The sequence below is a fragment of the Ruminococcus flavefaciens 007c genome (genome assembly GCF_000571935.1).
Lineage (GTDB): Bacteria > Bacillota > Clostridia > Oscillospirales > Ruminococcaceae > Ruminococcus > Ruminococcus flavefaciens_F.
This window is the reverse complement of record NZ_ATAX01000006.1, coordinates 133,061-159,211: the sequence shown is the minus strand read 5'-3', so window position 1 is coordinate 159,211 and position 26,151 is coordinate 133,061. Positions and strand designations below refer to the sequence as shown.

Below are 26,151 nucleotides of genomic sequence, written 5' to 3'. Positions count from 1 at the left end.
ATTTATTTCATTTCCTTCTCCCAGAAACGTATCACATTCAGCCCAAGGCCGTCGGCAACGCTTTCAAGCTCTGCGACCTCATCAGCGGTGAGCGTGATGTTTGCCGCCTTCACAGCGTCCTCCACATGGCTGACCTTTGTGACACCGATGATCGGCAACGTTCCCTTAGCGATTGCCCACGCAACAGGTACCTGTGCGATACCCACGCCGTATTTGTCAGCGATCTTGCCGAGTGCCTCGTTCATGACTTCCAGCTTGTCAAGAATGGGATTATAGCTGTCAGCTCTTGCGGAGCCTGCGGGCATTGGGTGAGCAGTATCATACTTGCCCGAAAGTGCGCCCTGTTCAAGCACCATATATGAAAAGAATGTAATATCATTTTCCTTACAGTAGTCAAGTATTCCCGAATCCTCTGAAGAACGATTGATAAGACTGTAATGGTTCTGAACCGCTGAGAGTTTCAGACCATGCGCTTTGAGGATTTCATCCGCCTGCTTTATCTCCGCAAGGTTATGATTAGAAACACCGATCATTGGCACGTTGTCTTTACCCTCAAAGTATTTTGCAAGCTCCTCCGTCCATTTCGGAGCGTCCCAGACGTTGTGTATCCAGTAAATATCGAAGCGGTCAAGTCCCATGAGTTTCAGCTGCATCTCGATCATATCTTTCATGGCTGTCGGAGATGAAGCATCAGCACACTGGGGTGTGAACTTGTCTGAAATCAGGAAGCTGTCTCTCGGCAGGTCTTTCACGAAGCCTGCAAGCACCTTCTCTGAAGTACCCATACCGTAGGCATATGCGGTATCCCAAAGGTTCAGGCCGTTTTCCATCGCCTTGTCAAATATGGGGCGGAGAGTATCCGCTGTCAGGCTTCCGCCGAATGTTCCGTCATTGCCCCAAGCCCACGCACCGAGTGCGATCTTTGGTAAATTGTTCATATTGATTTCCTCCTTAGATTTTCTGATTGCCCGTACCCCAGACGTGTTTGTCATTCTTGTTTGCAGGCTTGTTCTGCGCCATAACGCCTGCCAGCGCATGAGGGACATAGGGTTCTTCGAGATAAGCGATTTCCTCAGCAGTCAAATTTAAATCGACTGCCTTTGCAGCACCCTCAATGTGATGCAGTTTCGTCGCACCGACAACGGGGGATGTTACCTTTGTCAGCAGCCACGCAAGAGATACCTCTGTCATTGAAACGCCGTGCTTTTCAGCAAGTTCTGCAACTCGGCGGATGATAACTTCATCCTGTTCTTTCGTGGCATCATACTTGAATTTTGCATAGTTATCTTCTTCAGCACGTTTTGAAGTTTCGCCGGGAAGTCTTGATAGTCTGCCGCTTGCAAGGGCACTGTATGGTGTCATAGCGATATTGTCCTCAGCGCAGAGCATAGCCATTTCTCTCTCCTCCTCACGGAAGATAAGATTGTAATGTCCCTGTACACTGACGAACTTTGCAAAGCCTTCTTTCTCAGCGAGAGCATTTGCCTTTGCAAGCTGCCATGCATAACAGTTTGAAATGCCGATGTACCTTACCTTTCCTGCCTTGACGATACGGTCCAGACCATCGAGTATATCGTAGATAGGCGTATTCCAGTCCCACATATGATAAATGTACAGGTCAACATAGTCCATTCCGAGATTTTCAAGGCTCTTGTTTATCATACGCTCTATATGCTTCTGTCCGCTGATACCTGCTTCAATATCCGCAGGAGTTCTCGGCAGGAACTTTGTTGCAACCACAACTTCATCACGCTTTGCAAAGTCACGCAGTGCTCTGCCGACATACTGCTCGCTGGTTCCGGACTGATAACCGATCGCGGTATCATAGAAGTTTACGCCGAGATCAAGCCCGCGCTTAATGATCTCACGGCTGTGCTCCTCGTCTATCGTCCATGAGTGCTGACCGTTTGACGCATCTCCGAAGCCCATACAGCCCATACATATTCTCGAAACGTTCAGATCTGAGTTACCAAGTTTTGTGTATTTCATTTTGTACCTCCTAATAGCTGCATCACGCAGGAATAAATTATCTCATATATGCTGTGCATCCTGAATTCCATTTTTGCATCACGCATGGCGTCAAGCTGTTTTTGTGTCGCCACCGAATACGGATATACACCAAACAGAAACGGAAAGAATACGAAGATAAAGCTTTCGCAGTCCGTTTCGGGGAAGAATTTTCTGACACATACTCTCACTGCATCAAGAGAAGCACCGTAAGCGACCTTGAACTCCGTCAGCCGTTCGGGGCGTGAGTTTTCCTCCATATCGTAGTGATTCATCGCAAGGAGCTTCAGAAGCTGCTCGTGTTTTTCAAGAGAGTGTGCAAGTGCTGATGCAAAGCCGTCAGCAGACATCGTTTCATTCTTCTTTGCAATCTCGTTCATTTCCTCAGCCCACAACTCATACTCGCGCTGCATAAGAGCAAGGAAAATTTCCTCTTTCGTTTGAAAATAGTTGTAGATAGAAGTCCTTGTAAACGAGGTCACTGCGCCTATCTCCTTTATAGTGATCTCCTTGAAGCTCATTGTCTGATAGAGCTTTTCGCAGGCGTTCACGATCTCTTCTTTACGTGAAGCTGTCAGCTCCGGTGAACCTTTTGGCATAGTACATTCTCCTTCTTCCTCGTCACGATCAGTGTTTTTTCGCATGGATATTGTCCATTATACGTTGGACAATCTATTCTGACATCGTGTCACTATAGTTAGCATAGCACTATTCTGACATGGTGTCAATATAAAACCCGAACATTTTTGAATTTTCGTCATTACTTACTATATCGGATTTTGTTTTTATAGCAAATTACACAAGCATACTTTATATCAAAAAAGCCTCCCTCGGGAGGCTTTAACTATCATTCAACCGGCAGATCTATAAATGTAGGTTCATGCTTAGCCGCACGGACATATTTGAGCATATCCTCTCGGAGCAGGCGTACTGTCGAAGTATTTATGCCTGGGTGTCCACAGATGTATTCATCGCTCATAAGGTCGTTATCAATGACGAGCTGAATGTTGTTATCAGTATCAAATATCAGCTCAAGTGCAGAAACAGAGCCGGGGATAGTATGCAGAAATTCCTGCATCTTATCAGCTTCCGCAAATGATAGGCGAGCACAGTTGAGCTGAGAGGTCAGAAACTTGGTCTTGAATGGCTTGTCACCTGGCATAAGCAGCATATAGAAACATGTCTTCTGACGGTTGCAGAGGAAGAGGTTCTTACATATCTTAGCACCAAGGACTGATTCTATCAGCAGGCAGTCCTCCATAGTATCAGCGTGGCCGTGATCAGCTCGCTTGTATTCTATACCAAGAGCATCGAGTTTATCATATATAGCCATTTCAACGTCAGAGCGTTCATCTGTCGGACGTCCGCTGTAAAGTGTATTATCAATATTCATATTAAAGCTCCTTTACCAGTTATCGCGCATAAGGAAATCCGCAATATGCACTATCTCTATGCCGTTGTTATTTCCCAAAGCAAGCGGATCGCGGCATACCACATATTTATGGTAGTGATCCTTTATATCCATAAGATTAGCCGTCTCACGGTCGGATCCGTCCGGAAGCTGAACGCAGACCTGAACATATATCCTTTCATCTCTGCGAACGGCAACAAAGTCGATCTCCTTTGTATTGTTCTTGCCAATATAGACCTCATAACCCCTGCGCTTCATTTCGAGGTACACTATGTTCTCAAAGACAGCTGAAAGCATTTTGGTATCGAAGCCCATCTGACTGTACTTGATAGAAATATCGGAAAGATAGTATTTTTCCTGAGTTTTGAGTACTGCCTTGACTTGAAGGTCATAACGCTGACAGGGATAGATGATAAATGCTTCGCCGAGCCATTTTAGGTAGTTGTAGATAGTTTCAACGGATAGGCTGCGATTCTCGCTTTTTAGGAATTTCACTATCGTATTAGCCGAGAAGGTCATACCAACATTTTCAATCACATAACGGACAACTCTGTCGAACAGCTCTTTATTGCGTATCTTATGACGCTTGGAGATATCTCTTGTGATGACGGATGCGTATATACCTTCAACGATCTGATACGCAGACTTAGTATCGAAGCTGCTGATACCAACAAGAGGAAAACCGCCGTACTGAACATATTCATCAAATACGTCTCTTGCCTGAGACACATCTTTATTCTTGAAAGTCAGGTACTCACGAAGCGAAAGAGTATATACAGGGATCGTCACATATCTTCCGGTGAGGTATGTGGATATTTCGCTCGACATCAGCTTGCTGTTTGAACCGGTGATATATATATCAACATCGCTGTTTTCAAGAAGGTCGTTAATGACCTTCTCCCAACCTTTTATTTCCTGTAATTCATCAAGAAGCAGGTAGCATCGTCCTTTACCGGATATATCTTTTTTTAAGTCAGAATACATATCCTTTGTAGAAAAATCTTCATACATGATCTCGTTGTATCTGCGTTCAATGATGTTTTCTTTTGAAACTCCGTGCTTTACGAGTTCATCAGCTAACATTTCAAGTATAGTGGATTTACCGCAGCGACGAACACCGGCGAGTATCTTAACAATTGGAGAGTCTATAAACGGCTCTATTGCGTTAATATAAGCAGGTCTGAGTATCATAGTATCACTTCCTTTTTATCAATATACCATAAATAGTTGCAAGTGTCAAGACGTTTTTTCGATATAGAAGAAAAAAGTCCTAAAAGCAATCTGAACTTTCGACATTATAGAAGCTTTAGGAGAAGGTCAATGGATCAGACAGATTATTCCTAAATACTATTATCTGTTAAGAGATAAGTTTATGCGTTTAAAAAAGAGAAGCCTCCACAGGGAGGCTATGATAATCAATAAAATGATAAAATAATGATATCAGGCTCTTGAAACGAGGAAAAACTGTTGAAAAATATGTACAAGTTCGGGTCAATTCAAGTGTGGAAAATCTGTGGAAAAATCGTTTTATTCATCACCTGAAACGGCGATATATCGGCGAAAACGTGGCATCGCTGATTGGGCTGTCGTGGCATACGAACATTATTTTTATCATACGTTTTTTCTCTCCGATTTGCTTTGTATTGCCGTATTTTGCGCGGTATATCGCGGCTTTTCTTTCCTACTACCAATTTGGCAGAACGGGGCGAAAACTACAAAACGCGGCAAGTTTTAGCAAATTGTGGACGTCGTTAGTAGTAAAATAGTAGTAAAAATCGGGGGAATTACTACTAAGGATTCTTCTTGATTATGTGTTATTGCAGTAAGTCGCAATTCATCTTTGCAATTCAACCGTATATATTTCTTCAACGGGACAAGATATTTTCACTAATCCAATTGAAACAAATTTTCCATACAGCTTTCTGAATTCATGTAAAATCAAATTGCTTGCTTTATAGAATGCTTCATCCGGATCTTCATGTGTAAGAGCCAGCGTGCAATGAGGAACCCACTTGTTTGGCTGATACCATTCCCAACCGGAAGAGTCATATTCCCCTAAGTATTCGTACAATTCTTTTTGAAACTGATACATACTGTCATTCATAACCGGTGATGCAAAAATCGTTCTTGAATCTGTGAACATTCCAACAGAACAGATATTTGCCAGCATGGTTTTGTGAGTTTGGGCAAATAATCTCAATTGTTCGATACACGCCGTTTCATTCACATCATTAAAACAAGCCAATGTAAGATGCGGTCTTGTTTCCCATTTCAAAAGCATTGTGCTGATGTTTTCATCAGCTACTCGTTGTGCCAAATGTGAAAGGTTTTGCTCTGTTGCTTTATCAAAGTATAATTCTATCGCATACTGCATATTGCACACTCCTGATATTTCTTATCTAACATATATTTTGACACTTCTCCATTTGTACTTCACCATTATACCATAATCCTTCCATTTCATCAAGTCAAAAAGAAAAAGCCCCTGCCATGGCAGGGGCTTGGTGTATATTCTGCAATATATCAAATAAGAAATTATTATGATAAATAGTCACTTACATTAAGGCTTTCTTCCGTGCGCTGTTCCTCATCTATTATTCCAGGAACTAACTCGGTAACATATGTTTCTCCGGAAACGGGATCAATATAATAGCGTATCTGTGCACCAGTATAAGATCTGTACAAAACAACTATCTCATTAGAGGCATTTGTGGTAACATCCCAATAAATATTGTATTCACTTGAATCTGTCATCTCTTTTAAATTCGGATTCTTATTGAAACAATATTTTTTGATCGCCTCCAGTGCCTGATCCTCTGTAAGGGTGTCAGATTTGCTTTCGCTCTGGCCGACCGGTTCAGCTTCGGTTGCATCAGGCTGAGCAGCTTCGGTTTTATCAGCAAGAGTGTTCTCTTCCTTAGCAATCTCTGTTTTTTCAGACGCAGTTGCAGTGGTTTTGTCGGACTGAGTTGTCTCTGTTGGTTTGGTTTCCTGTTCAGTCACAGTTGTGGTGGTTGATACGGTCGACTGTACGCTTGTATCTCCTTTTTCTTTGCCGCAGGCACATAAACCTACGCACATCAAGCATAAAGCCAGTGGTAAAATTTTCTTCTGCATGATTGTTGTTCCTCCTTTTTAGCAGAAAGCCATTGCTTTCACCCAACCAGTATTATATCACGGAAAGCATAAAAAGTCAATCAATTAGAAAAAGCACCTGACGTATGCAGGTGCTTTGTGAAAATTCACATCATTCTTATCTGTCAGCAGCGCTGTGTAACTGAGCGCCTCCCGCCTTATGCGCAAAGACGGAGGGGCAAAAGAAACTTTTATAAACCTATATTATCCGAGGGGGAATGGACTTCGTTCTCATGCCGTTTTTTTCTTTCGTTTTTGTTTCCATACATCAGCTTGTCTGCGCGCTGTATCACTTCGATCACCGTAGTGTCTTCGGTCGGATCGAAAACGGCAAAGCCCTTTGAAATATGCACCTGTTTCCACGGTTCGGCAGCCGACGCATTGATCTCATCCGTGACCTCGTCGAAATGCTTAAGGAGAGCTTCCATGTTGCAGAAATCTTCTTTTTTGAGAATTACTGCGAATTCATCTCCACCCATTCTGAACACGGGACTGTGCTTGAATACATCGCATATGGTCCGTGAGGCAGTCTTCAGGTACAGATCTCCTTTATCATGTCCGTATCGGTCATTTATTACTTTAAGGCTGTCGCAGTCAAATACACCGATAGCGAATTCAGTATTTTTGTTTCCGCTGTTCAGATTCTCCTGAAGTTCCTCTATGACCTGTGAAAAGGCTCCCTTATTTTTTATGTGTGTCAGTGCGTCTATAAATACCTGTCCGCTCAGATCGCTGATATGAGCCTTTACATTATCTGACAGGTTCTTGAATGACCTGGTGAGCCTGCCAAGTTCATCGTCCTTGTTGTAGGAAGGGGTAAAGTCATAATTCCCCTTATCGACCTGTTCTGCCGCTTCGGTCAGCTGTTCCAGCGGTTTGGTTATCCGTCTCGTGTAGAGCATCAGAAAGAGACTCGCTGCCACGAGAACTACAATTGCGCCCAGAGTGATATTCAGAATAAGTCCCTGCCAGTCTCCCTTGGCCTCGGAAAACGGGACCGTCACATTCAGACGCATACCATTGCTAAGTGGCCGGCGTACCGCTAATTTTTCTTCGCCTTTGTAAGTATACCGCACAAAAGTGCTGCCTTCGCCTGTACTGAACGGGAGTTCATATGTCGTTTCCGAAGAAAGCTGTGTCACATCTATATGCGGATGATAGAAGAGCTTCCCGTCGGCATCGCTCAGAAAAGCATATCCGTTTTCGTAGAGTCGGATACTGTCCACCTCCTCTGCCATTGTCGAATAGTCAACTTCTATTCCCACGACTCCGATGAAATTTCCCTTCCAGTAAACGGGCGCATCATAGGATATAACACGGACATCCAGGTTATCCGTGATATAGGGCGGCAGCCATATAGGCCTGCCTTCATGCTTCGGAACGGTGAACCATACCAGTTTCGAGGTGTCCTCCACATCATATTGCGTAATATCGGTCACTTCATGTTCAATGAAGCCATCTCCGCTGAGATTGGTATACCAGAATCCTTTTACCGAAGACGAGACCGACGGATCAATGCGGTAATAATACGTCAGGACTCCCTTTGTCTTTGAAGCCATCATGCCAAAATACTCACGGATATTTTCCACGTGCTTCTCAAGCTGTTCGTCATTCATGCCCTCCAGATCCTCTTCCGCAAAGGAGGTGACTCTTAATACCGAGTTCTGAACGCTGTCGAAATAGTAGTCGAGACTCCGCTCGCCCGATTCACAAAGCATAAGCAAAAGCTGATCGGTCTTATAGCTTTCTGTTCTGCGTATGAAAACAGCGCTGAGCAGTGTGACGATCACAAGAGCAGCGAGTATCACGCAGAGCATTGTAACAGTTAGTCTTGTTCTAAGTGAATGCATTGTCATATCCCCCCGGTATCGACTTTTTCAGCCTGCTGTTCTGATTGCCTTTTCAGAATATGCCGGCTATAATGCGTTTTTTTCTGTCGCTGTCTAAGAATGTCAATGAAAGTGAAACGGAGTTTGTTGTACCAGAGCGCCGCTGCGTCGGACGGCCTTAGAATTTTCGGTCATATCCGCTTTTACGTCTTACTATTATACCATATTTCTTACATTCATTCAAGAGAAAATTGGTAAAAATAACAGCCCGTCTGAAGCGGGCCGAGTTCTGAAGCGTCAGATCCTGTTGTACGTGTTTTTTACAGAATAAATATAGTAACAGGCATTTCAGCTTTCATGATCATTCTTCTATTGTTGGTTCACATTCAAACACGACTTTAACGGATCTGAGGTGTTTCTTATTGCACCAGCCGCTGTTTATGCTGAAAGCCTCATTTATAATATCCCGTATTTCATCTCTGTATCTCCATAGCTCCTTTGGAACAGGTATCTTTTGTATGAACCAGATAATATCTACGCCTGTTTCGTAATTGCCGCTTCCGCCGCAGAGAGTCTCCAATCTGATCACAGTACCGTTCCACCAAAGATCATGGAAATAAGGCATATCATCATGACCGCCGCCTATGTTTACTATATAGGCATTCCTTTCACGGTCGGCGCACCACTTCGTTGAGCCTTCAGAAAGAGTTAATGTGTCATTTCCCCAGCAGTTTTTCAATCCCATTGATATAAAAAAATCATGATCTTTTTCAGGTACAACTTCATAAATAAAAGCCATCGCAATTACCTTTCACGCAGTAATGTTTTTTTAGGTAAGAAGCGGTATTCCCCCATGATGAATACCGCTTCTTATTATTGATAATATTTTATCTGCATTTATGACCTGAGGCTGCTTCAAAATTGTACTTGACTATGCCCAGGTCTATCTTTGTCATCATGCCGCCCTTGGTAGTTATCACAGCTTCATCGCCGTCCATGGTAACAAAGAATTTCTGCTGATTGAGTGCAGTGGGAGCCATCATTGCCGCTACCATACCGTTCCTGAACCACTGAGGCATCTCAAGGCCCCTGACATCGGTGAGCTTTTCGATAGCCTTGGATCTGTGCTTGTTGCCCTCATTTGCGCCATAGCCTATGGCGATAACACACACATTTTTTTCATCCTCTGCCACAATTGCCTTGTTCTTTTTCCTGCCGTAAGTGCCGCCTACCCAACAGGTATTCAGTCCCATCTGCTGAGCTGCTATAACGATCTTTTCGCCGTAGTATCCGGCCAGCTCATCGAGGTTTTCGAGGGATTTTTTGCCTACTATGGCGATATAGTTCCTGACGTTAGTGAACCTGCCGTAGTGAGCGAGAAATGTATTGAAGCACATGGGCTCATCATAGACTATCTGGAAGTTGAGTCCGCTTTGTTCGCTGCACGTTTTCAGCAATTCTTCAAGCTTGGTCCTGTGTTCGGGAGATATAGGTTTTTTCAGATATTGTCTGACACTGTGTCTGGCACTTATCGCTTCCTTGATGTTCATAAAACGCCTCTTTCTGCATTGCTGCCTTTTTTTCTATTTTACCACATCTTACAGGATAATGCAACAGAAAAAAGTTTTTTTCTTAGAAAAAAATGTGAAAAATCATTATATCGACCGTATGAGTGGGTTTTCTTCATTTTTAATATGAGCAGTAAAAAATATGTAGAATTATGCTGATTTTATTGACATGAACTGCTCGGATAGTGTATAATTATGACAAGATGACCGTGAAAGGAGGAGTATTATATTTGAAAATAAAAGCAAAACTTATCCCGGCAGTTATCGCAGTGTTTTTTCTTTTTTCATGTACGGTCGCTCCTGCCGATCCTTCCCGTGACCTCATAAGCGGTATGGAAAAGCGCTACGGAGATAAATTCACCATTACGGAAAACGCAGGCGGCGGCACAGGCCTGAGCGAGCATCTTGCAGTATACGTTTCCTCGGAAAAATTCCCTGATGCAAGGATATACGCAGTACACGGGAATTTTGACGGCAAAACGGAGGACAGGGATAATTACATGGCGTATTACCTTAAAAAAGACGCCGAGGATTATCTTCATGGGCTGGCAGAGGCAGTATACGGGGAATGCAGGCTGGTTTGCAGACCTGATGAAAAGACCGTTCTGCCAGCGGATATTACAATAAGCTCTTCGGCTGCGGATATGCTGAGAAGCACGAAGGTGTACTGTTCCGTGTACCTTCCGCCCGAGCAGGATATTTCCGATAAGGAGCAAAAGCTGGACAGATTATTTGACAGTCTGAAGGCTGACAGTATCAGGTGCTACCTTTATGTGGCATATTTATCGGATAAGGATAAATACAGCAGTATCAGCGATGAGATAACGATGGACAGGGAATTTGTAAAAACCGATGTAAGACTTGGAATGGACGATAGTTTCAATATAACCGAAAAACAATGGGGGTAATGATCATGAGCGACTTTTTTGCATTGCACGGGATAACCGATGAAGCAAGAATATCAATAATACTGAACACTTTTATGTATATAGACAGCTGCGGAAGAGGGGAGAGAGCACAGACCCTCGGCAGTATCATTTCCGAGATGAGCTATACGGGACGTGAGGAGTTTCAGCAGGCAGCACTCAGCATAATGAAAAAGACTCTTTCCAGACCTGAGAATAATGACGTGGCCGAGCTGAGGCTGATAAGCTATTCCGAAAATATGGGGTCAAGGTACACAGGAGCTTATGCGGCTGTATTCGGCAAGGCCGACGGCTCAGAGATGTATGTGGTGTACCGCGGTACAGGCTGCGGAAGATGGTACGATAACGGTGACGGACTTGCCAACACATTCTCAGACTATCAGCTTACAGCGTTGAGATACTTCAATGACATCATAGATGCGGAAAAGCCTGGTGCAGGAGTAAAGATAATCGTAACAGGACATTCCAAGGGAGGAAACCTTGCTCAGTATGTCACCTTTATGTCAGGCAGAAGGGACAGGATAACAAAGTGCATATCCTTTGACGGACAGGGCTTTTCACCCGAATTCATGAATAATCTGCCCTATTCCCAGAGTACATTCAATATGATAAAGAAGAAAATGTATTCGATATGCGGATATAACGATTACGTAAATGTTCTCGGCATTAAGGCAATTGAAGACGATCATACCATTTATATCGTCACAAAAGCAGACTGGAAGGATATGTACGGCGCACATTCAATCGTTCCTGAAAAGTTCTGCGATGCTGACTGCAAGTGCGATGACTTTATATTCAATTTCACTTCAAATACCTTCAATGAGCAGACACAAAACCAGAATATACTTGCCAGATGCTCACAGGAGCTCAGCCGCAATGCCATGGAGCTTCCTCAGGAAAAGAGAGAGGATATATGCAGGACCCTCATGACATTTGCCGAGAAGTACATAGGCGGAAGCGGTCTGCCGAACGGTCTGAAGGACGAAAGAGCCTCCCTTGACGAGACTATAAGCTTCCTGTTCAATCTTTATGAGCTTGTGATACCGCTTACTTCCTATGTGGGCAAGAATGCCGCTCAGGATATAGTCTATCGTGTTATGATCGGCGGCGATGATCCTTCACTGGCGTCTGCTCCTGTTGAAAAAAAGATACAGGTTATTATGGAAGATCCGGATATGCTCAGCATATATTATCTCGGAGTTACCATAGCCATTGAGAACTGCATAGACAGCTCCACACAGACGGAAAAAACTCTCGGCGACCTTTCCTCGGCACAGCTGATGCAGGAGCTGGATTTCGTGGTAAATTCGCATATGCTCTCGGTAAAATGGCTCATGTCCTATATTGAACGCCTTAAAGGTCTTTCTGTCATAATAAAAGGTCTGATAAAGCTCTGCATCGAGAATTTGATCAGATTAAAGGAAGAACTCGTCCCTCAGGACAATGATGCACAGACCTCCGCAGAGAGCTTCGGATACAGGATCAAGGACGGCAAGCACCTTTATGAGGGTACGGAGGAGCCTGACAAGATCGAATGCGGCGAGGAGGACGATATTGTATACGGCCGCGGCGGAGACGACGTCCTTCACGGTCACGGCGGAAAGGATGAGATATACGGCGGCCCCGGCAGAGATATAATCTACGGTGCGGGCGGCAATGACAGACTTTACGGCGAAGGCGGAAATGATACCATATACGGCGGTGACGATGATGACAAGATCTACGGCGGTTCCGGTGACGATACCCTTATCGGCGGCAGAGGAAATGATGCCTATGTTTTCGTGAGAGGCTTCGGAAATGATAATATCATCGATAATGAGGGTGACAATATTATCGAGCTCAGAGGCTATTCTCCCGGAGAGCTGGTCGTAACAAGCAGCGGAGATGACGTTACAATAGCCGTTTCGGGAACGTCCGACAGCGTAAAGATAAGTGATTACAGAAGATTTGCCGACAGGTTTACCTTTGTTTTCAGCGGCGGCAGCAGGTATCGCCTTATGAACAACTGCGGAAGCTACGGATTTGTTTCCGTTTGATGGGGCATATTCTTCCCATTGTGCAAAGGGTACAATGAAAGAGGCTTAATTTCGGCGTTTTTACAAGTTGATTGAAACTATATAAAGTGGTAAAATTTAAGTAGTATAATACAGAGTGTCAAATTTTTCAAAAGGAGGAATAAGCTATGCCGGTACCAGTTATTATTGCCATAGTCGCTGCTGTACTGCTGCTTGTGCTTGTCGTTGTCTTTGCACGGCAGAAGAAGAGCAAGGCTGACGAGGCATATTTCAGCGAGCGTATAATGAGAGATCAGGAGCGCCAGAAGCAGATCGCCGAGACAGAGCGGCAGAGACGCATGATGCAGCGTGAACGCGCAGGCAGAAGCTGAAACAAAAGCACGACCTGTAACAAGTGGGCTTCTGACATTTTTTCGGAGCCGCACCAACCTCTTTGCAAAGATTTTACAGCTGATTTTTCCCCGGATATGTCTGTCATGTCCGGGGAAAATCATGATTATGAAAAGATAAAAGAGCTCCTTCTCAGAGGAGCTCTTTTCATTGTATATATAAAGCGTTTTACAGGCTTGTTTTTTCAGCACTTGCGGCATACAGCCGTGACTTTCATCATACCGCCGGAGATCTCTGCGAATATATCGCCCTTCATGCCTGTCATAAGCTGACGGCATATATACAGTCCCAGACCGCTGCCCTTGCGGTTGTCGGTATTTGAGCCGCGCCAGAAGCTTTCAAAGATATGCGGCAGCTCACTGTCGTCAAGGGTGCAGCCGCTGTTGGAAACAGTTATGAGACGGCAGTCCTCCTCGTCGGAGAATGACACGGAGATGTTTTTTCCGTCGCCGTATTTTATAGCGTTTTCGATTATGTTCTGTATGACCTCTTCAAGCCTGTCCGGATCCCCCGAAAGCATACAGTTATTATACGACTCAATGTCGAACTGCGTTTTCAGTTCCCTGAGCTTGTCCGAATAATAGATCTTTATCTTGTCCATGACCTGAGACATATAGAACTCGGTATTGTTTATCTCAAAGGTCATAACATCGGTTTTCAGACCGCTTATTATCTCGGCAACGTAGCCTTCGATCTCGTCGGCCTTTTCGGATATGCTGCCTGCGGTCTGTCTTTGTTTTTCCCTGTCGGTATAGAGTCCCTTTTCCAGAGCCTTTGAGTAGAGCTTGATAGCGGAAAGGGGAGTTTTTATGTCATGAGAAAGTGAGAGCAGCAGCAGCTTTTCCTGCTTTGCACGTTCAAGCTCGCGGGCGTGGGAGCTTTCCAGCTTTTCTCTGAGCATATCAAGTCCCCATGTGAATTTCCTGAAGTAATTGTTCTTGTTGTCCTTCAGCGGTTCTGCCAGAACTCCCTTTGCAAGTCTTGCTGGCATATCGCTTACATGGCTGAACGGCTTTATGACAGAGTGCCTTATATACAGCAGTATCCCCATTATTATGAGAAACAGCAGCAATGCGGAGATGTTTATTATCACGGCAAGACCTTTGTTCCTGTCAGAATGAGCGTCTTTGTATTCTATACGATAGAGCCTGCCGTTTATACTGCGGATGACATATTCATTCTGCGAGTCGTAAAGGCTGCCGCTGCCGTCGTCCGCGGTGATGCTTATTATATTGTCGTAATCTGCGGCAGATACCTCTCTGCCGTCGGACAGTTCATGCTCTATGCGTGAGATCTCAACCTTGTACAGAGGCTGGAATGTCTCAGGAGCCTTATTTACCATAACATTAAGTATAATGGCCACAGTTGCCAGACATAGGGCGATAACTGCTATCAGCCTGTCAAAGCGCTTCTTCATATCAGTCCTCCCAGCGGTAGCCCTTGCCCCATACGGTAATGAGCTTTACGGGGGACTTCGGATCGTCCTCTATCTTCTGCCTCAGCCATTTTATATGTACTGTGAGAGTCTGCTGCTCAGATTCACTGTCAGATCCCCATATACTGTTGAATATAAAGTCCTTGCTGAGAGTCTGCCCCTTGTTTTCAATGAGCAGACGCAGCAGCTCGAACTCCTTCGCAGTCAGACTCAGCTGGGTACCGTTTTTTGTAGCGGTCTCGTCAGCTATGTTCAGTACGATGTCCCCGTCCGTCAGAAGGTCCAATGAAAGCCTTCTGCGGAATATCCCTTTTATCTTGGCGATGAGTATATCTATATCATATGGCTTTTCAATATAGTCGTCGGCACCCAGAAGTATGCCGTTAAGCTTGTCCTCCCTGTCGATCCTTGCAGTAAGTATGATTATGGGAGTATTGTTGTTTTCGCGTATCTTCCTGCACACGGCAAAGCCGTCCGTGTCGGGAAGGTTTATGTCCAGCAGGACAAGTCTTGCCCCGTATTTTTCAAACAGGAGCAAAGCTTTTTCCGCAGATCCCGCAGTGCTCACGGTATAATTCTCGGCGCGGAGAAAATCACAGAGCAGTCCGCATAATTCTTCATTATCCTCAACGATGAGTATATCAGTCATTTTACCAACCCATTTCCATAAGCCAGTTATTCAGACCGCGTTCACGGTCACGGAGCGAAAGCCCCTTATCAATATTATACTCTCCATTTATGTTTCCGTCAACTATGTAAAGGACTCTTGAGCATTTTGCGGCTACCTTTGCGTCATGAGTTACCAGCATTATGGAAGTGCCTTCTTTGTTGAGCTTTTCCAGCTCGTCCATCACCTCGTCGGAGGAGGTGCGGTTGAGAGCACCTGTGGGCTCGTCGGCAAATATCATACGGGGTTCGTTTATCATGCTCCTGCATATGCAGGCACGCTGGAGCTGTCCGCCCGAGACTTCGTTTATGTCGTTGTCTGAGATCTCGATGATGCCGAGCTTTCTCATGAGCTCCTGACCTCGTTTCAGGGTATCACGCCTGCTTTCCTTTTTCTTGTCGGACTTTACGGCAGGAAGGATTATATTGTCCAGTATGGAAAGATTTTTCATCATGTACATCTGCTGGAATATGAAGCCCATATCGTCAAGGCGCATTTTTGAAAGCTCATTTTCCCGCAGTTTTGACAGCTCCCTGCCGCAGAACTTAACATCCCCCGCAGTCATCTTGTCCATTCCCGAAACGGTATACAGCAGAGTGGACTTGCCTGAGCCCGACGGTCCCATTACAGCTACCATTTCGCCCTCACTGACCTTGAAGTTCACGTTGCGCAGAACGTTGTTCTGCCTTTTGTTGATGATGTATGTCTTGCAGAGGTCTTTTACCTCAAGAATCGTATTTGAACTCATATCCTTATCTCCTTTTTATATATCGGCTGTATCCGAAGCCTTTATGCTTCTCATGTAAAGAGCGGTGAGAGATGCTCCCAGAATTGCCACGGCGATTATTATAACAGGGTATAATGCGTATACCTCAAGAGGCTTTATGTTGTAATCCACGCCGTCGATAGCTCCCATGATGCCGAAAATGGGATCTATGCAGAGCTTTGTCACCGGTGTGCTAAGGAGTATTGATAATACGGAAGCTGCTGCCGCGACTATGGCGAAGCGCAGAGTGTGCTGGGCGATGACCGAGCGTGTACTGAAGCCCATAGCCTTCATGAGGGCTATCTCGGGCTTTTCCTTTGAGATGAAAGAACGCTCCATAAGTATTGATATAAGAATGATTATTACCGATGTGATGAGCAATACCATCAGCTTTACCCTGTTGATTGTTTCCTTTATGTTAGCACCTATGCAAGCCATTACGAAGCCGTCCGAGTCGTCAACGTATTTGGAATTGAAGATGTCCTTCATTTTTTCTATGCGGCTGTTTATCGTTTCTTTGTCGGGAGAATCGTCAAAATCCACCTGGAAGCCCACTACCTGGCTTATGAGTTCGTCGGGTACCTCAAAGCTTTCGTGGAATCTGCCCGTTTCGCCCAGCTGCATCATGCTCTGGAAGAATGCTGATATGATATACTCGTCGGTCTTGCCGTTGAAAGTGAGCTTTATCTTGTCGCCTATATTTACTCCCAGCTTTTCGGCGACCTGCGGGGTGATCGCTATCTCGTTGCTGTATTTGGGTGCATATCCCTCAGAGTATGTATAATCCGACGCCTTTGTATCCTTATTGTACATGAAAATTGGTGAGGCCTTTTTGCCGTTGGCTTCAAGAGTGGGGAATACCAGAGCTTCGGAGGTTATCTTGCAGGGCATACCGTTATCGGCAAGTCTGTTTTCAATATCACTGCTCATTTCCTTATAAGTTTTTTCTCCCGTCATTACCTTGGCGATCAGCTCGGTATCTGTGATATAGACTTCGCTTTCCTGAACACCGAACAGCGGCAGGAGCTTTCCGCTGGAAAGGGTATTTGCTGAATTTGCAAGGCTCATTACCAGCAGCAGGCATACCGTGAATATAACTGTCATTACACAGAACTGCTTGGGACTGTTGAAAACGTCGTTAAAGGCAAGGAAGCCTGTTGCGCCCAGTCTGCTCTTTCCGAGGTGCATGAGACCCTTTTTCCTGAACCTCTCGCCTGTCTGTCCGCTTCTTACAGCGTCGATGGCGGAAAGAATCTTTATCTTGTGAGTGCATCTCCAGCAGAAAAGCAGGATGATAAGTACTACAAAAAGGCTGCACGCAATATTTATCAGCATCATATTGTCGTTGCCAAGCACCATATTATCGCTGACGGACTTCATAAGAGCCTGACCGAAGGGTATGCTGAGCAGAAGGCCGGTAAATGCGCCGATGACTGCAATGCCGAGATACTTCACAAGGTAGAGGGAACGGATGGAGCTGTTTTTCAGTCCGAGAGCCTTCATAACACCTATCTCGCGGAATTCCTCGTTGATGGTAAAGCTGATCGTGAACCTCAGCACTACGAAGGAAACAAGTATGAGGCATATGCTTACAATAAGAAGCAGTCCTGCCACGATAGCATTCATTACATAGCTGGTCCTTACAAGAGATACGCCTTTGTTGAATGACGCTCCCGGAATGTCTGAAAGGTCTGATTCAAGAGTTTTTGTGTCATAGCCGTTTATGTAGTAGATCGTACCGTTGTTGTTTTTGATGACTTTTTCATCGCCCGTGAATTTTTCATAATCCGCATTGCTGATTATTATACGCGGATTGTTGAACATCTCCGAGCCGAGAAAAGCGTCCTTTGCTATACCCGCATATTTCAGCGTGAGCTCTGTATCGCCCAGCTTGAGCATGAATTCATCGCCTTTCTCAAGGTCTATCTTCGGAACGATACTTCCCGTGAAATAAGCCTCCCCCTCGGGCACCTGTTTCAGTATCTCGTTATTTTTATCGAAGTAATTCAGCTGACCGTTGTCAATGGAGAGCAGCAATGCGGCGTTTGCAAATTCTGCCAGTTTTTTGCCGTCCTTTGTCAGTTCCTTGTCATTGAAGAAGAGCTGATCCTCTCGGCGGAAATCCTTGACATTGGGCTGCTTTGACAGGAATTCTTCTATCTCGTCGCCGTTATTATTTAAAGTAATTACGAAGTGGTCGCTGATGTTTGCCTTCTCGAAGTAATAATCGAGACCGCCTATGACGGTTATGATGTTGTTTGCGCTGCTTGCCGCGAACATAGTCGCAAGTATCACGAAGAGCAGCAGTATGATGTTCATGGTCTTTTTACGCTTCAGATCTTTTTTCAGTATTCTCAGATACATTATCCGTCCCTCCCTTTCTGTGATTATATAATAGCATGAGAATTATTAAATAATCCTTAAGTGCTTTTTCGGGAGCAGTTTTTTTACATTGGAGAATGACGTGATAAGAAAAAAGCCGCTCTCTGTGGGGAGAGCGGCAAGGGGGTCATTTGCTGAAATACTTCTTTATCTGTTCTATTATACTATTATCATGGCATTGGTAGCTTTTTCCGTTTGTCAGTATTAACTTTCCGTCTGTTTTTTTGAGTGTGTATTCAAAGATACACGTTTTGTCGCTGATAGTCTCTATACATATCACAGGTGAATCCGGCTTTTTTTCTGACTTCAGCATAATATAATCCGAACCTGTTCTTGAAATATCCGCTTCCGTATCGGCATTGGGCTCGATCGCTACGAATGACCAGCTGTTTTTATATATCAGGTCGCGGACGAACTTCTTATCCTTTTCAGTAAGGACTTTTTCACTGCTTTCTTCATCTGAGGTCAATAAACAGTCAGTGGGATAGTTCGGGCTCAGAAGAGGAAAGTTAAGTGATGCGGAGATCTCTGGGTCAGGCTCGGACAGTATCTCCAGCAGTTTTGATATAACCTCGGCATTGTCTGTTACATAGTAGTAGCTTTCGTCAAGGAAGCTGTAATTTCTCTTTGGTTCTGCAAAGATATACATATCGTTCCATATTTTAAAGCCTGCCTGATCAAAACATATAAGTGTCTGACCTGTAGATTCGAGGCTTGCGAAGCGCATAGAGATATAGTCGTTATCAGACTTTGAAGTCAGGTATATCATGGAGTTTGGAATTCCGGGACCCATTTCACCGGGTTTCCAGTCATATTTTCCGAGAAGCTCGGATATTCTCAGCTTTTTGTCAACTGAGATAATGTCGTTATAGCTTATGTATGTGAATGTTGCATCCTCTCTCTCTCCCTGTGAGTTCGATGAACTTACATTTATATCGAGCTGCGAGTAATCAACTGGCTGTCCTTCGATGCCGTAGCCCCATTCACGGTCGATAAAGAATCTTAGGTCGGTAAAGCTGTCGATTTTTTCTTCATCATCGTCCGGTGAGTCAGGACTGAGATCTACGGGGCAGCTGTCTCCAAGTATCTCGTAAAGCTTCTCCCTGAAGTATTCGTATTCAAGGGCATATGCTTCGACGGTATCTTTGCCGCCGTTCTTTGCCTGATGGATAACATTGCCGTTTTCATCAGTAATATCTTCATATTCAAAATGATCGTATATCAGTATACTTTCTGTCGGATCCAGAGTGATGATCCTGAATTCCTGATCATCGCAGGCAACAAAGCAAAGCGTACCCATAGCGTATACATCTGTTTTCTCCGGTAAATCTACTCTGTTCCAGTACTGGCAGTTGAAAAGGTCTTCGATCTGCTGGCGTTTATCCTGCGGGATAACATCGCCGTTATTTATCCAATAGGCAATGTCTTCCTTTTTCACGATCATCTTTTTCTCTTTGGTGACGTCCGGGATGAAGAAGTCATATGCAGCAAAATCTCCGAATGAGTCGGTAACGTTTGACAAGGGTTTATCCGCAGTGTCGTCATCTGCGTTCAGTATACCGTTTATGGTATTCTTGAAGTATTCATAGTCTACCATCCAGCTAATGGTTGAAAAGCTGCCTTTTTCAAGTAAGAGCTGACCGTCCTGCTCGGTATAACGGAAACGGTCATAGCTCAGGACACACGGATTTTTCAGATCACCCTCATCGATCTTTCCTCTCAGATCAATAAAGCATATACGTCTTACCTCATTATCAACGCAGCTCTGGAATGACGGCATATCGTCTTCTATCTCTGAATTTTCTTTGTAATCTTCAAATTCTGCTTTACTGGTGCCAAAGTATTTGTACTCGACATTTGCGGCCGGAGCAGAATCATAATCGAAATTGTTGAAGAAATCCGCAAGCTTTTGGCGTTTTTCCTGAGAAATATCCGTTACTGCATACAGCGGTATGAATCTGTCTGGATTTTCCTCGTCATTTACTATTATCTTCTGTATGCTGTCTGGATCTGTTTTCTGGAGCTTATAATCAAGTTCGGCAAAATCACCGAAGGGAGCGATCCTGCGCTGGGTATTGTCCTCGCTCTCGCTTGAAGCAACAGGAGTGTTCCTGAAGCGTTTCATGGCAAATGCACCGCCTGTGATCCCGCCGGCTACCACTGCAAAGGCAGCGGCGATACCGATAAAACTCTGCCATACGGGACGTTTGTAAACTTCAACGCCGCTGACTGTATGCTCATCGAAAGAGTTGTGACCGTTTGTTTTTATATTGAATTTTCTTTCGCTCATACTGAATATTTTCTCCTTTTCCTTTTCATCGCGGGGAGGAAATTCAGCTTCTAATCTGTCTGTGATGCTTTTTCCTGCATTGTTGAGAATATCAAATTCCTTATTCTTATGCATAAATGACCACCTTCCTTTTAAATCTCCGAAATAAGGGATCTCAGGCGTTTTATGGCACGGCTGAGCCTTTTTCTGACCGCGTCGGGCTTCATACTGACTATATCTGCTATCTCTGATGAACTTCTGCCATAGTAATACTTCTGCATGATTATGGTGGAATCGGGTTCCCCAAGAGCCTTTACCGCGTCAAGGAGAGCATGGCTCGATTCGGCTTTTTCTACTGTTTCGTCAACTTTTTCCTCAGACGGTATCTGATTTGCTTCCTCGCTGTCGAGAGAAAAGATTTTTCTGTTAAGAGCCTTCAGCTTCCTGAACATATCTATGCTGCGGTTCTGTGAAATAACAGCCACGAATCCTTTGATATTACCGTTATAGGAGGTATCAGGATCATATTTCATGAATATATCGGAGAAGACATCACTGATACATTCATCTATATCCTCAGGGGAAGCGAAGCTTCTGAGGCGGTTGAAGACGATAGTGTAGACATAATTGTAGTATTCATCAAAGATAAGCCTGTGAGCCTTTTCAGGCGAGCTTTTCAGAAGATGCCTGAGCTGTTCGTCGGTCATTATATCCCTCCCGATGATTGTTTGTATGCAGTAATCCTGCATGAGCAGTCAAATGCGCATTTGCAACGCTCTGTAATATATACACGTAAGAAAAAACAGAATGTGACAAAAGAAAATTAAACGCCTCCGCTGAGGAGGCGTCAGTATTATTCGTCGAGTATTTTTATAACACCGTTGATGCTCATATTTCTGAGCAGAGTGAGTCTTGCCTTGTTGATATACTCGGGCTTTACCATATAGTAGAGGTAATGCTCCATGAGATTGAAAATATCAAAGGTACGTCCCTCTATCTTGAACTGATTGAAGCCCATGGGCACGTATTTGTTCCAGATGTCGTCGGGAGTGATATGTGTTCTGAGTCCCTGTATATCGTAGAGGCTGCGGAGGTCGCATTTACAGTTGAATACGGGCTCGCCCTCGGGGTGTGCCTCTGCAAACTTCTTTGCGTCATACTGGAGATTTGGGTACTTCTTTACATGGTTTGCGTAAGCTATCTGCTCTGTACCCATAGTCTGATAGTGCAGAGAACGGTACTGACATTCCGGATTACAGCAGGCGTTTACCAGTATCTCGCATTTTTCCTTGTGGGGTATCTTTTCGAGTATATCGAATTTGTTATTGAAATCATAGTCAAGTACAACTATATGGTAATCCTTTTCCATCTCTGCCTTCAGCGCTTCGGGATCGGTTATGCGTTTGCAGGTAGAGCTTGTGAGCTTAAAGCCGGGGTAATTCTTTCTTATGTACTCCTCAAGGATAGGAGATACCACGATACATTCGTTCATGCCGTTATCCGCAATATGCATTACCATGTTACAGAATTCATCGCTGAGGTGTTTTTTCTCCAGCATAGGGTTTGTGAAGGTGAAGCGGAGGGGGATGCCTCTTCCGTTGAAGTAATTGGTAACGCCCTTTACAAAGTCCTTCTGACACATACCGTGCATAACTCTGCCGCCGTTCCAGATGGAAGGGGGGAATACTCCGTATATCGAAGCTATCTCAACTCCTTCGCGGAAGAATTCGGGGCTGTTATCGAGCATATTGAGAAAATTCGCATTGAATCTGAAAAGTCTTGCAAAATCGGGCAGGTGAAATCTAACCTTCATGATTGTCCTCCTTATTGTGCCATATGGCTGAAATGATAATAGTATTATAGCATACTTTCAGTGAAAAATCAACATTTTATGAGAGATAGAGCAAACAATGGCAAGAGCAGGGAAAAGAGCACAGGGGAGAAACATAGGCAATTAACTGCATAAGGGGAAAAGGAGGATATGATGACATATGGTTGACTATGGTGGAAAAGCAAAAAAAGAGCGCCGCAAGAACGGGCTTCTGCGGCGCCTTTTATTATACCTATCTGTCTGCATCGTTCCGTAAATGCAGAAATAGAAGGGGTAAAAGGGGATTGGGATTGGATGGGAATTCTGACTGCTCATTGGGGAAAGACCTTTCGGTTAAGAGCAGTGTATATGTGAATAAGCGATTATTCGCTTACTTCAGCCTCAGTTACAGCCTCGGTTGCAGTCTCAGCTTCAGCCTGTGCAGCCTTGAGAGCTTCTCTCTCCTTAGGTCCGAGGTGCTCGTGGTGAGCAGGTCCCTTAGGAGCCTCGGGAGCTACAGGAGGAGCGGGCGGCTCGGGCTTCTCGCCGTCAGCAGGAGCTACAGGAGGTGCGGGAGGCTCAGGCTTCTCGCCGTCTTCGATAGCTACGGGCGGTGCGGGAGGCTCAGGCTTCTCGCCGTCTTCGATAGCTACGGGCGGTGCGGGAGGCTCAGGTTTTTCGCCCTCTTCGATAACGGGCTTAGCAGGTGCCTCGGGCTTTGTGAAGTGAACGTCAGCGTGAACATCCTTAGCGTTGAGGATCTTCTCCTTTACGTCGTCTTCAATGAAGTCGATCTTGCTGAGGTCGATCATGTCACGGAACTCAAAGAAGAGATCTGTGAGCTCAAGATGTACGGGCTTAAGGGGCTTTGAAGCATTCTCAACTTCTTCGCCGTCCTCGTTAACCTCTGCCTCTGTCTCATCCTCAACTACGGGCTTCTCAGCATCGTCAGTCTCGGGCTTAGCGGGCTTCTCGTTAGCATGGAAGTGAACGTCAACCTTCTCGATCTTGTCCCAGTTCTCGATGATAACGTCGTTGAGGATCTCGATGTCGTTAGCTTCGATAAAGCTGCGGATCTGCTCGATGAGATCTGTTACGTCGAGGATAACGGGAGGCTCGGGCTTCTCAGCGTCATCAAGCTCAGCGGGAGCAACAGGAGGAACGAGGAGATCAGGTGTCTCTGTCTCAGCAGCTTCCTCAGCTACTTCTTCTGCTGCAACAACAGCTGTTGTTTCTTCTGTTACTTCGTTGCTCTCAGCTGCAAAAGCGTTCAGGCTTAAAGCTGAAGCCATAACTGACATAGCAGCTACTGCAGCAAGGATGTTCTTTTTGCTTCTCATAGGTAATTACTCCTTTTTTATAAAATTTTATCATGCTCCGCGAAGGGAGTTTATAAACGTGTTTCGCGTTACATTAACAGTTTACGGAGTGGGGATATAAAAAAAGGGGTAATGTGAAAAAAAATCCCGAAAAATTTTCTCTGATCCTGAATTTGGCTAGTATACTGCGGTAATTCGCTGTTTTTGCTATCAGCTCTGCGGACGAAAAAATTATTATGATCCTTTTTTATCCGGTTCAGTTAAAACCAAAGCACCTCCGATCACAGACCGGAGGTGCTTCAGCTTGTTTTCTCATGAGCACCGAATGGAACGATGCTTATCTATATATATTCATGTTTTCTCAGGGAATGGGAGTTTTTTCTTCCTGGATAACAGGCGGTGGATCGATCCTTTCGGGTTCAGGTGCCGATTCAGGTTCCTCGGGAGCTGCAAGAATGATCATTTCATCTGATATAGTCAGTTTTATGACCATTTCTTCTGGCTTTTCACGGAGGAATATCTTAGGATCGTGTCTCGGAGGAGCTACTTCGGGCTTTGGAGGCTCTGCTTCATCGGCAGGCTTCGGCGGCTCGGGTGCCTTTTCCTCTCCGGGCTTTACATTTTCCTTGGGTGGCTCAGGAGTCTCAGGCTGATCGGGATGTGCGGGCGGTGTTACCTTGACCTCGGGCTGCTTTACGCTGTCCTTTGCAGGCGCAGGCGGAGCTGCGGGAGCATCGGGGGCGGGAGAATCAGCAGCAACGGCAGGAGCAGGCGGCTCCGGAAGCTTTGTATCCTCGGCCGGAGGCTTGGGAGCTTCCGGCTTTGCGGGCTCGGTCTTTGCGGGATCTGGCTTTTTCACTTCATTGTGAGGTGCGTCGATGCCGTGAACCTTTACATTCATATCCGGTATACCGTTGACAAAATCGTTTTTGTAAGAGCTGTAATCCTTGGAATCATCCGATGAGATATACAGATCGACTGTATCACCGTTGGCGATAAAGCCCTTTTCCTTTTCTATCTGAAGTATCTCATTGGTAACGGTGAGCATATCCTTGCCCTTTCCGTCGTAATCCTTGAGTATCTCTTTTCCTGCATTGTCGTCGCTTCTGAGGTGAAGCACCTTGCCTTTTTTGTTGAGTTCGATTCTGATATTAGCGTTTGAAGAGATTAGTACGGTTGAATGCGGTTTCAGGTTGTGCGAATAATAGACAGATCCTGCTGAAGCCATTATCACAAGGCAGGCTGCAACAGCGATAAATCTGCTTACATGAACAGTTATTTTTCTGGCTCGGTCAGTTTCCTCCTGCTGCATCATGACAGGATCAGTGATCGTCTGTCCGATTTCATAGCGGAGGTTTGCAGCTTTGACGAAACGGGAATCCTCGTCCATCAGGACTGCATAGCCTTCATGGCACTCCATAACTATATATTTCATGTTTTTTCACCACCTTTTAGAACCTGCATTATGTGGCCGCGCATGATCTCGTAGCCGTTAGTGCATATGAGCAGTACTGCAACAAGATAACGTCTGTGCCTTTCAAGGGATTTTCTTTCTACGTCGGCACCCTCGGCGATTTTAGCCAGGGGGACGCGCTTGGTCCTGAGGAAGTCCTCGAGGATCTCGGGATTATTTCTTGCATAGCGCACCGCTTTCTGGCATATTTCCAGAGTACGGCGCTGGCGTGGGGAATTATCCGCAACATCGCTCATGGATACCCCGAATTCCTGCATCTGTGCAGAAAGCTCTGCGATCTCCTGCTTTGTAGCTTCACGGAGCTCGTTTTCTTCGTATTCATTGTGTTCATCACGGATAGTATCTTTCAGGTCTGTTTTTTCGTCATCCGAACTGTCCAGCGAGATCTGTCCTTTATTTCTTTTCTCTTTTCTGTAATTGTCAATAAGTCTGTTCCTGATCTGCAGTGCTGCGAATTTCAGGAAAGACCCCCGAAGCCTTGAATAGTTTTTTATAGCCTCGTAGAACGCGAACATCGCTATACTCAGTTCGTCGTCGCTCTGATCGGGCGAACGGTTGAGAAATTTTGCTGTTTCAGATTTTATGAACGGCATATAAGCTGAGATCAGCTCATCTGCCGCGTGGCTGTCGGTTTTTGCTTCGTAGACCCGGGATATGATTTGATGCGCATCAGAAGTCATATTTGCCACCCCCATGTTACTTGTAGTTTACGCAGTTGATACACTGAAAAGCGGGGTATCTGCGTAAA

At 45.0% G+C, this 26,151-nt stretch carries 23 protein-coding genes; 3 read left to right on the top strand and 20 right to left on the bottom strand.

Features of this window, described 5'->3' with window-relative positions; genetic code table 11:
- Positions 1-2: 2 nt before the first annotated feature.
- The 10 genes from RF007C_RS01345 to RF007C_RS01300 all read right to left on the bottom strand — a co-directional run bounded on the left by RF007C_RS01345 (position 3) and on the right by RF007C_RS01300 (position 9,932).
- The gene (locus tag RF007C_RS01345) at positions 3-938 is read right to left on the bottom strand and encodes an aldo/keto reductase (protein ID WP_037296548.1); all 936 of its coding nucleotides are present in this window, start codon (positions 936-938) and stop codon (positions 3-5) included.
- A 13-nt stretch (positions 939-951) separates the two neighbouring features.
- Positions 952-1,989 (bottom strand): aldo/keto reductase, encoded by a 1,038-nt coding sequence (locus tag RF007C_RS01340; protein ID WP_037296547.1) that lies wholly within the window; start codon positions 1,987-1,989, stop codon positions 952-954.
- Positions 1,986-2,606 (bottom strand): TetR family transcriptional regulator, encoded by a 621-nt coding sequence (locus RF007C_RS01335; protein WP_037296546.1) that lies wholly within the window; start codon positions 2,604-2,606, stop codon positions 1,986-1,988. Before RF007C_RS01335 ends, RF007C_RS01340 begins: the two co-directional genes overlap by 4 nt.
- Positions 2,607-2,854: 248 nt before the next feature.
- Positions 2,855-3,400 (bottom strand): prolyl-tRNA synthetase associated domain-containing protein, encoded by a 546-nt coding sequence (locus RF007C_RS01330; protein ID WP_037296545.1) that lies wholly within the window; start codon positions 3,398-3,400, stop codon positions 2,855-2,857.
- Between the two features lie 12 nt (positions 3,401-3,412).
- A complete protein-coding gene (locus tag RF007C_RS01325) occupies positions 3,413-4,609 on the bottom strand; it encodes an ATP-binding protein (protein ID WP_037296544.1) in 1,197 nt (398 codons plus the stop codon).
- A gap of 643 nt (positions 4,610-5,252) precedes the next feature.
- Positions 5,253-5,792 carry a 2'-5' RNA ligase family protein gene (locus tag RF007C_RS01320; RefSeq protein WP_037296543.1) on the bottom strand — a complete coding sequence of 180 codons (540 nt, stop codon included), beginning with the start codon at positions 5,790-5,792 and terminating at the stop codon, positions 5,253-5,255.
- Between the two features lie 164 nt (positions 5,793-5,956).
- The gene (locus RF007C_RS01315) at positions 5,957-6,535 is read right to left on the bottom strand and encodes a hypothetical protein (RefSeq protein ID WP_037296542.1); all 579 of its coding nucleotides are present in this window, start codon (positions 6,533-6,535) and stop codon (positions 5,957-5,959) included.
- Positions 6,536-6,744: 209 nt separating this feature from the next.
- Entirely contained in the window at positions 6,745-8,403 is a 1,659-nt protein-coding gene (locus RF007C_RS01310; RefSeq protein ID WP_051456463.1) for a sensor domain-containing diguanylate cyclase, read from the bottom strand.
- 340 nt (positions 8,404-8,743) lie between these two features.
- Positions 8,744-9,181: a hypothetical protein gene (locus RF007C_RS01305; protein WP_037296541.1), complete on the bottom strand. Its 438-nt coding sequence runs from the start codon at positions 9,179-9,181 to the stop codon at positions 8,744-8,746.
- A gap of 88 nt (positions 9,182-9,269) precedes the next feature.
- A complete protein-coding gene (locus RF007C_RS01300) occupies positions 9,270-9,932 on the bottom strand; it encodes a nitroreductase family protein (protein ID WP_037296540.1) in 663 nt (220 codons plus the stop codon).
- A 248-nt stretch (positions 9,933-10,180) separates the two neighbouring features.
- Here RF007C_RS01300 and RF007C_RS01295 point away from each other — a divergent pair, with 248 nt between their 5' ends.
- The 3 genes from RF007C_RS01295 to RF007C_RS01285 all read left to right on the top strand — a co-directional run bounded on the left by RF007C_RS01295 (position 10,181) and on the right by RF007C_RS01285 (position 13,262).
- Positions 10,181-10,858, top strand: a complete 678-nt coding sequence (locus RF007C_RS01295; protein ID WP_037296539.1) for a hypothetical protein — start codon at positions 10,181-10,183, stop codon at positions 10,856-10,858.
- Between the two features lie 5 nt (positions 10,859-10,863).
- Positions 10,864-12,912, top strand: coding sequence for an Mbeg1-like protein (locus tag RF007C_RS01290; protein ID WP_037296538.1), 2,049 nt, complete (start codon positions 10,864-10,866; stop codon positions 12,910-12,912).
- Between the two features lie 146 nt (positions 12,913-13,058).
- Positions 13,059-13,262 carry a hypothetical protein gene (locus tag RF007C_RS01285; RefSeq protein ID WP_019679470.1) on the top strand — a complete coding sequence of 68 codons (204 nt, stop codon included), beginning with the start codon at positions 13,059-13,061 and terminating at the stop codon, positions 13,260-13,262.
- A gap of 203 nt (positions 13,263-13,465) precedes the next feature.
- Here RF007C_RS01285 and RF007C_RS01280 read toward each other — a convergent pair whose 3' ends face one another.
- The 10 genes from RF007C_RS01280 to RF007C_RS01235 form a co-directional block, all read right to left on the bottom strand.
- Entirely contained in the window at positions 13,466-14,698 is a 1,233-nt protein-coding gene (locus RF007C_RS01280) for a sensor histidine kinase (protein ID WP_037296537.1), read from the bottom strand.
- Position 14,699: 1 nt separating this feature from the next.
- The gene (locus RF007C_RS01275) at positions 14,700-15,365 is read right to left on the bottom strand and encodes a response regulator transcription factor (RefSeq protein ID WP_037296536.1); all 666 of its coding nucleotides are present in this window, start codon (positions 15,363-15,365) and stop codon (positions 14,700-14,702) included.
- A gap of 1 nt (position 15,366) precedes the next feature.
- Positions 15,367-16,131 carry an ABC transporter ATP-binding protein gene (locus RF007C_RS01270; RefSeq protein WP_019679473.1) on the bottom strand — a complete coding sequence of 255 codons (765 nt, stop codon included), beginning with the start codon at positions 16,129-16,131 and terminating at the stop codon, positions 15,367-15,369.
- A 15-nt stretch (positions 16,132-16,146) separates the two neighbouring features.
- Entirely contained in the window at positions 16,147-18,513 is a 2,367-nt protein-coding gene (locus RF007C_RS01265) for an ABC transporter permease (protein WP_037296535.1), read from the bottom strand.
- 145 nt (positions 18,514-18,658) lie between these two features.
- On the bottom strand, positions 18,659-20,935 hold the full coding sequence (locus tag RF007C_RS01260; protein WP_037296534.1) for a hypothetical protein: 2,277 nt from the start codon (positions 20,933-20,935) through the stop codon (positions 18,659-18,661).
- A 17-nt stretch (positions 20,936-20,952) separates the two neighbouring features.
- Positions 20,953-21,507 (bottom strand): RNA polymerase sigma factor, encoded by a 555-nt coding sequence (locus RF007C_RS01255; RefSeq protein ID WP_037296533.1) that lies wholly within the window; start codon positions 21,505-21,507, stop codon positions 20,953-20,955.
- Positions 21,508-21,653: 146 nt separating this feature from the next.
- Positions 21,654-22,613, bottom strand: a complete 960-nt coding sequence (locus RF007C_RS01250; protein ID WP_037296532.1) for a hypothetical protein — start codon at positions 22,611-22,613, stop codon at positions 21,654-21,656.
- A 380-nt stretch (positions 22,614-22,993) separates the two neighbouring features.
- Positions 22,994-23,950 carry a hypothetical protein gene (locus RF007C_RS01245; RefSeq protein ID WP_037296531.1) on the bottom strand — a complete coding sequence of 319 codons (957 nt, stop codon included), beginning with the start codon at positions 23,948-23,950 and terminating at the stop codon, positions 22,994-22,996.
- Positions 23,951-24,290: 340 nt separating this feature from the next.
- Entirely contained in the window at positions 24,291-25,364 is a 1,074-nt protein-coding gene (locus RF007C_RS01240; RefSeq protein WP_037296530.1) for an anti-sigma-I factor RsgI family protein, read from the bottom strand.
- On the bottom strand, positions 25,361-26,083 hold the full coding sequence (locus tag RF007C_RS01235) for a sigma-70 family RNA polymerase sigma factor (protein ID WP_019679478.1): 723 nt from the start codon (positions 26,081-26,083) through the stop codon (positions 25,361-25,363). The genes RF007C_RS01240 and RF007C_RS01235 overlap by 4 nt, the downstream gene beginning before the upstream one ends.
- Positions 26,084-26,151: the final 68 nt, after the last annotated feature.

Bases quoted from the DNA above. Each gene is read 5' to 3' on its own strand.
- RF007C_RS01330 (WP_037296545.1), bottom strand. From the start codon at position 3,400: ATGAATATTGATAATACACTTTACAGCGGACGTCCGACAGATGAACGC.
- RF007C_RS01275 (WP_037296536.1), bottom strand. From the start codon at position 15,365: ATGACTGATATACTCATCGTTGAGGATAATGAAGAATTATGCGGACTG.
- RF007C_RS01240 (WP_037296530.1), bottom strand. From the start codon at position 25,364: ATGAAATATATAGTTATGGAGTGCCATGAAGGCTATGCAGTCCTGATG.
- RF007C_RS01260 (WP_037296534.1), bottom strand. From the start codon at position 20,935: ATGCATAAGAATAAGGAATTTGATATTCTCAACAATGCAGGAAAAAGC.
- RF007C_RS01290 (WP_037296538.1), top strand. From the start codon at position 10,864: ATGAGCGACTTTTTTGCATTGCACGGGATAACCGATGAAGCAAGAATA.
- RF007C_RS01270 (WP_019679473.1), bottom strand. From the start codon at position 16,131: ATGAGTTCAAATACGATTCTTGAGGTAAAAGACCTCTGCAAGACATAC.
- RF007C_RS01280 (WP_037296537.1), bottom strand. From the start codon at position 14,698: ATGAAGAAGCGCTTTGACAGGCTGATAGCAGTTATCGCCCTATGTCTG.
- RF007C_RS01325 (WP_037296544.1), bottom strand. From the start codon at position 4,609: ATGATACTCAGACCTGCTTATATTAACGCAATAGAGCCGTTTATAGAC.
- RF007C_RS01265 (WP_037296535.1), bottom strand. From the start codon at position 18,513: ATGTATCTGAGAATACTGAAAAAAGATCTGAAGCGTAAAAAGACCATG.
- RF007C_RS01250 (WP_037296532.1), bottom strand. From the start codon at position 22,613: ATGAAGGTTAGATTTCACCTGCCCGATTTTGCAAGACTTTTCAGATTC.
- RF007C_RS01245 (WP_037296531.1), bottom strand. From the start codon at position 23,950: ATGAGAAGCAAAAAGAACATCCTTGCTGCAGTAGCTGCTATGTCAGTT.
- RF007C_RS01345 (WP_037296548.1), bottom strand. From the start codon at position 938: ATGAACAATTTACCAAAGATCGCACTCGGTGCGTGGGCTTGGGGCAAT.
- RF007C_RS01305 (WP_037296541.1), bottom strand. From the start codon at position 9,181: ATGGCTTTTATTTATGAAGTTGTACCTGAAAAAGATCATGATTTTTTT.
- RF007C_RS01335 (WP_037296546.1), bottom strand. From the start codon at position 2,606: ATGCCAAAAGGTTCACCGGAGCTGACAGCTTCACGTAAAGAAGAGATC.
- RF007C_RS01315 (WP_037296542.1), bottom strand. From the start codon at position 6,535: ATGCAGAAGAAAATTTTACCACTGGCTTTATGCTTGATGTGCGTAGGT.
- RF007C_RS01255 (WP_037296533.1), bottom strand. From the start codon at position 21,507: ATGACCGACGAACAGCTCAGGCATCTTCTGAAAAGCTCGCCTGAAAAG.
- RF007C_RS01285 (WP_019679470.1), top strand. From the start codon at position 13,059: ATGCCGGTACCAGTTATTATTGCCATAGTCGCTGCTGTACTGCTGCTT.
- RF007C_RS01235 (WP_019679478.1), bottom strand. From the start codon at position 26,083: ATGACTTCTGATGCGCATCAAATCATATCCCGGGTCTACGAAGCAAAA.
- RF007C_RS01300 (WP_037296540.1), bottom strand. From the start codon at position 9,932: ATGAACATCAAGGAAGCGATAAGTGCCAGACACAGTGTCAGACAATAT.
- RF007C_RS01320 (WP_037296543.1), bottom strand. From the start codon at position 5,792: ATGCAGTATGCGATAGAATTATACTTTGATAAAGCAACAGAGCAAAAC.
- RF007C_RS01340 (WP_037296547.1), bottom strand. From the start codon at position 1,989: ATGAAATACACAAAACTTGGTAACTCAGATCTGAACGTTTCGAGAATA.
- RF007C_RS01310 (WP_051456463.1), bottom strand. From the start codon at position 8,403: ATGCATTCACTTAGAACAAGACTAACTGTTACAATGCTCTGCGTGATA.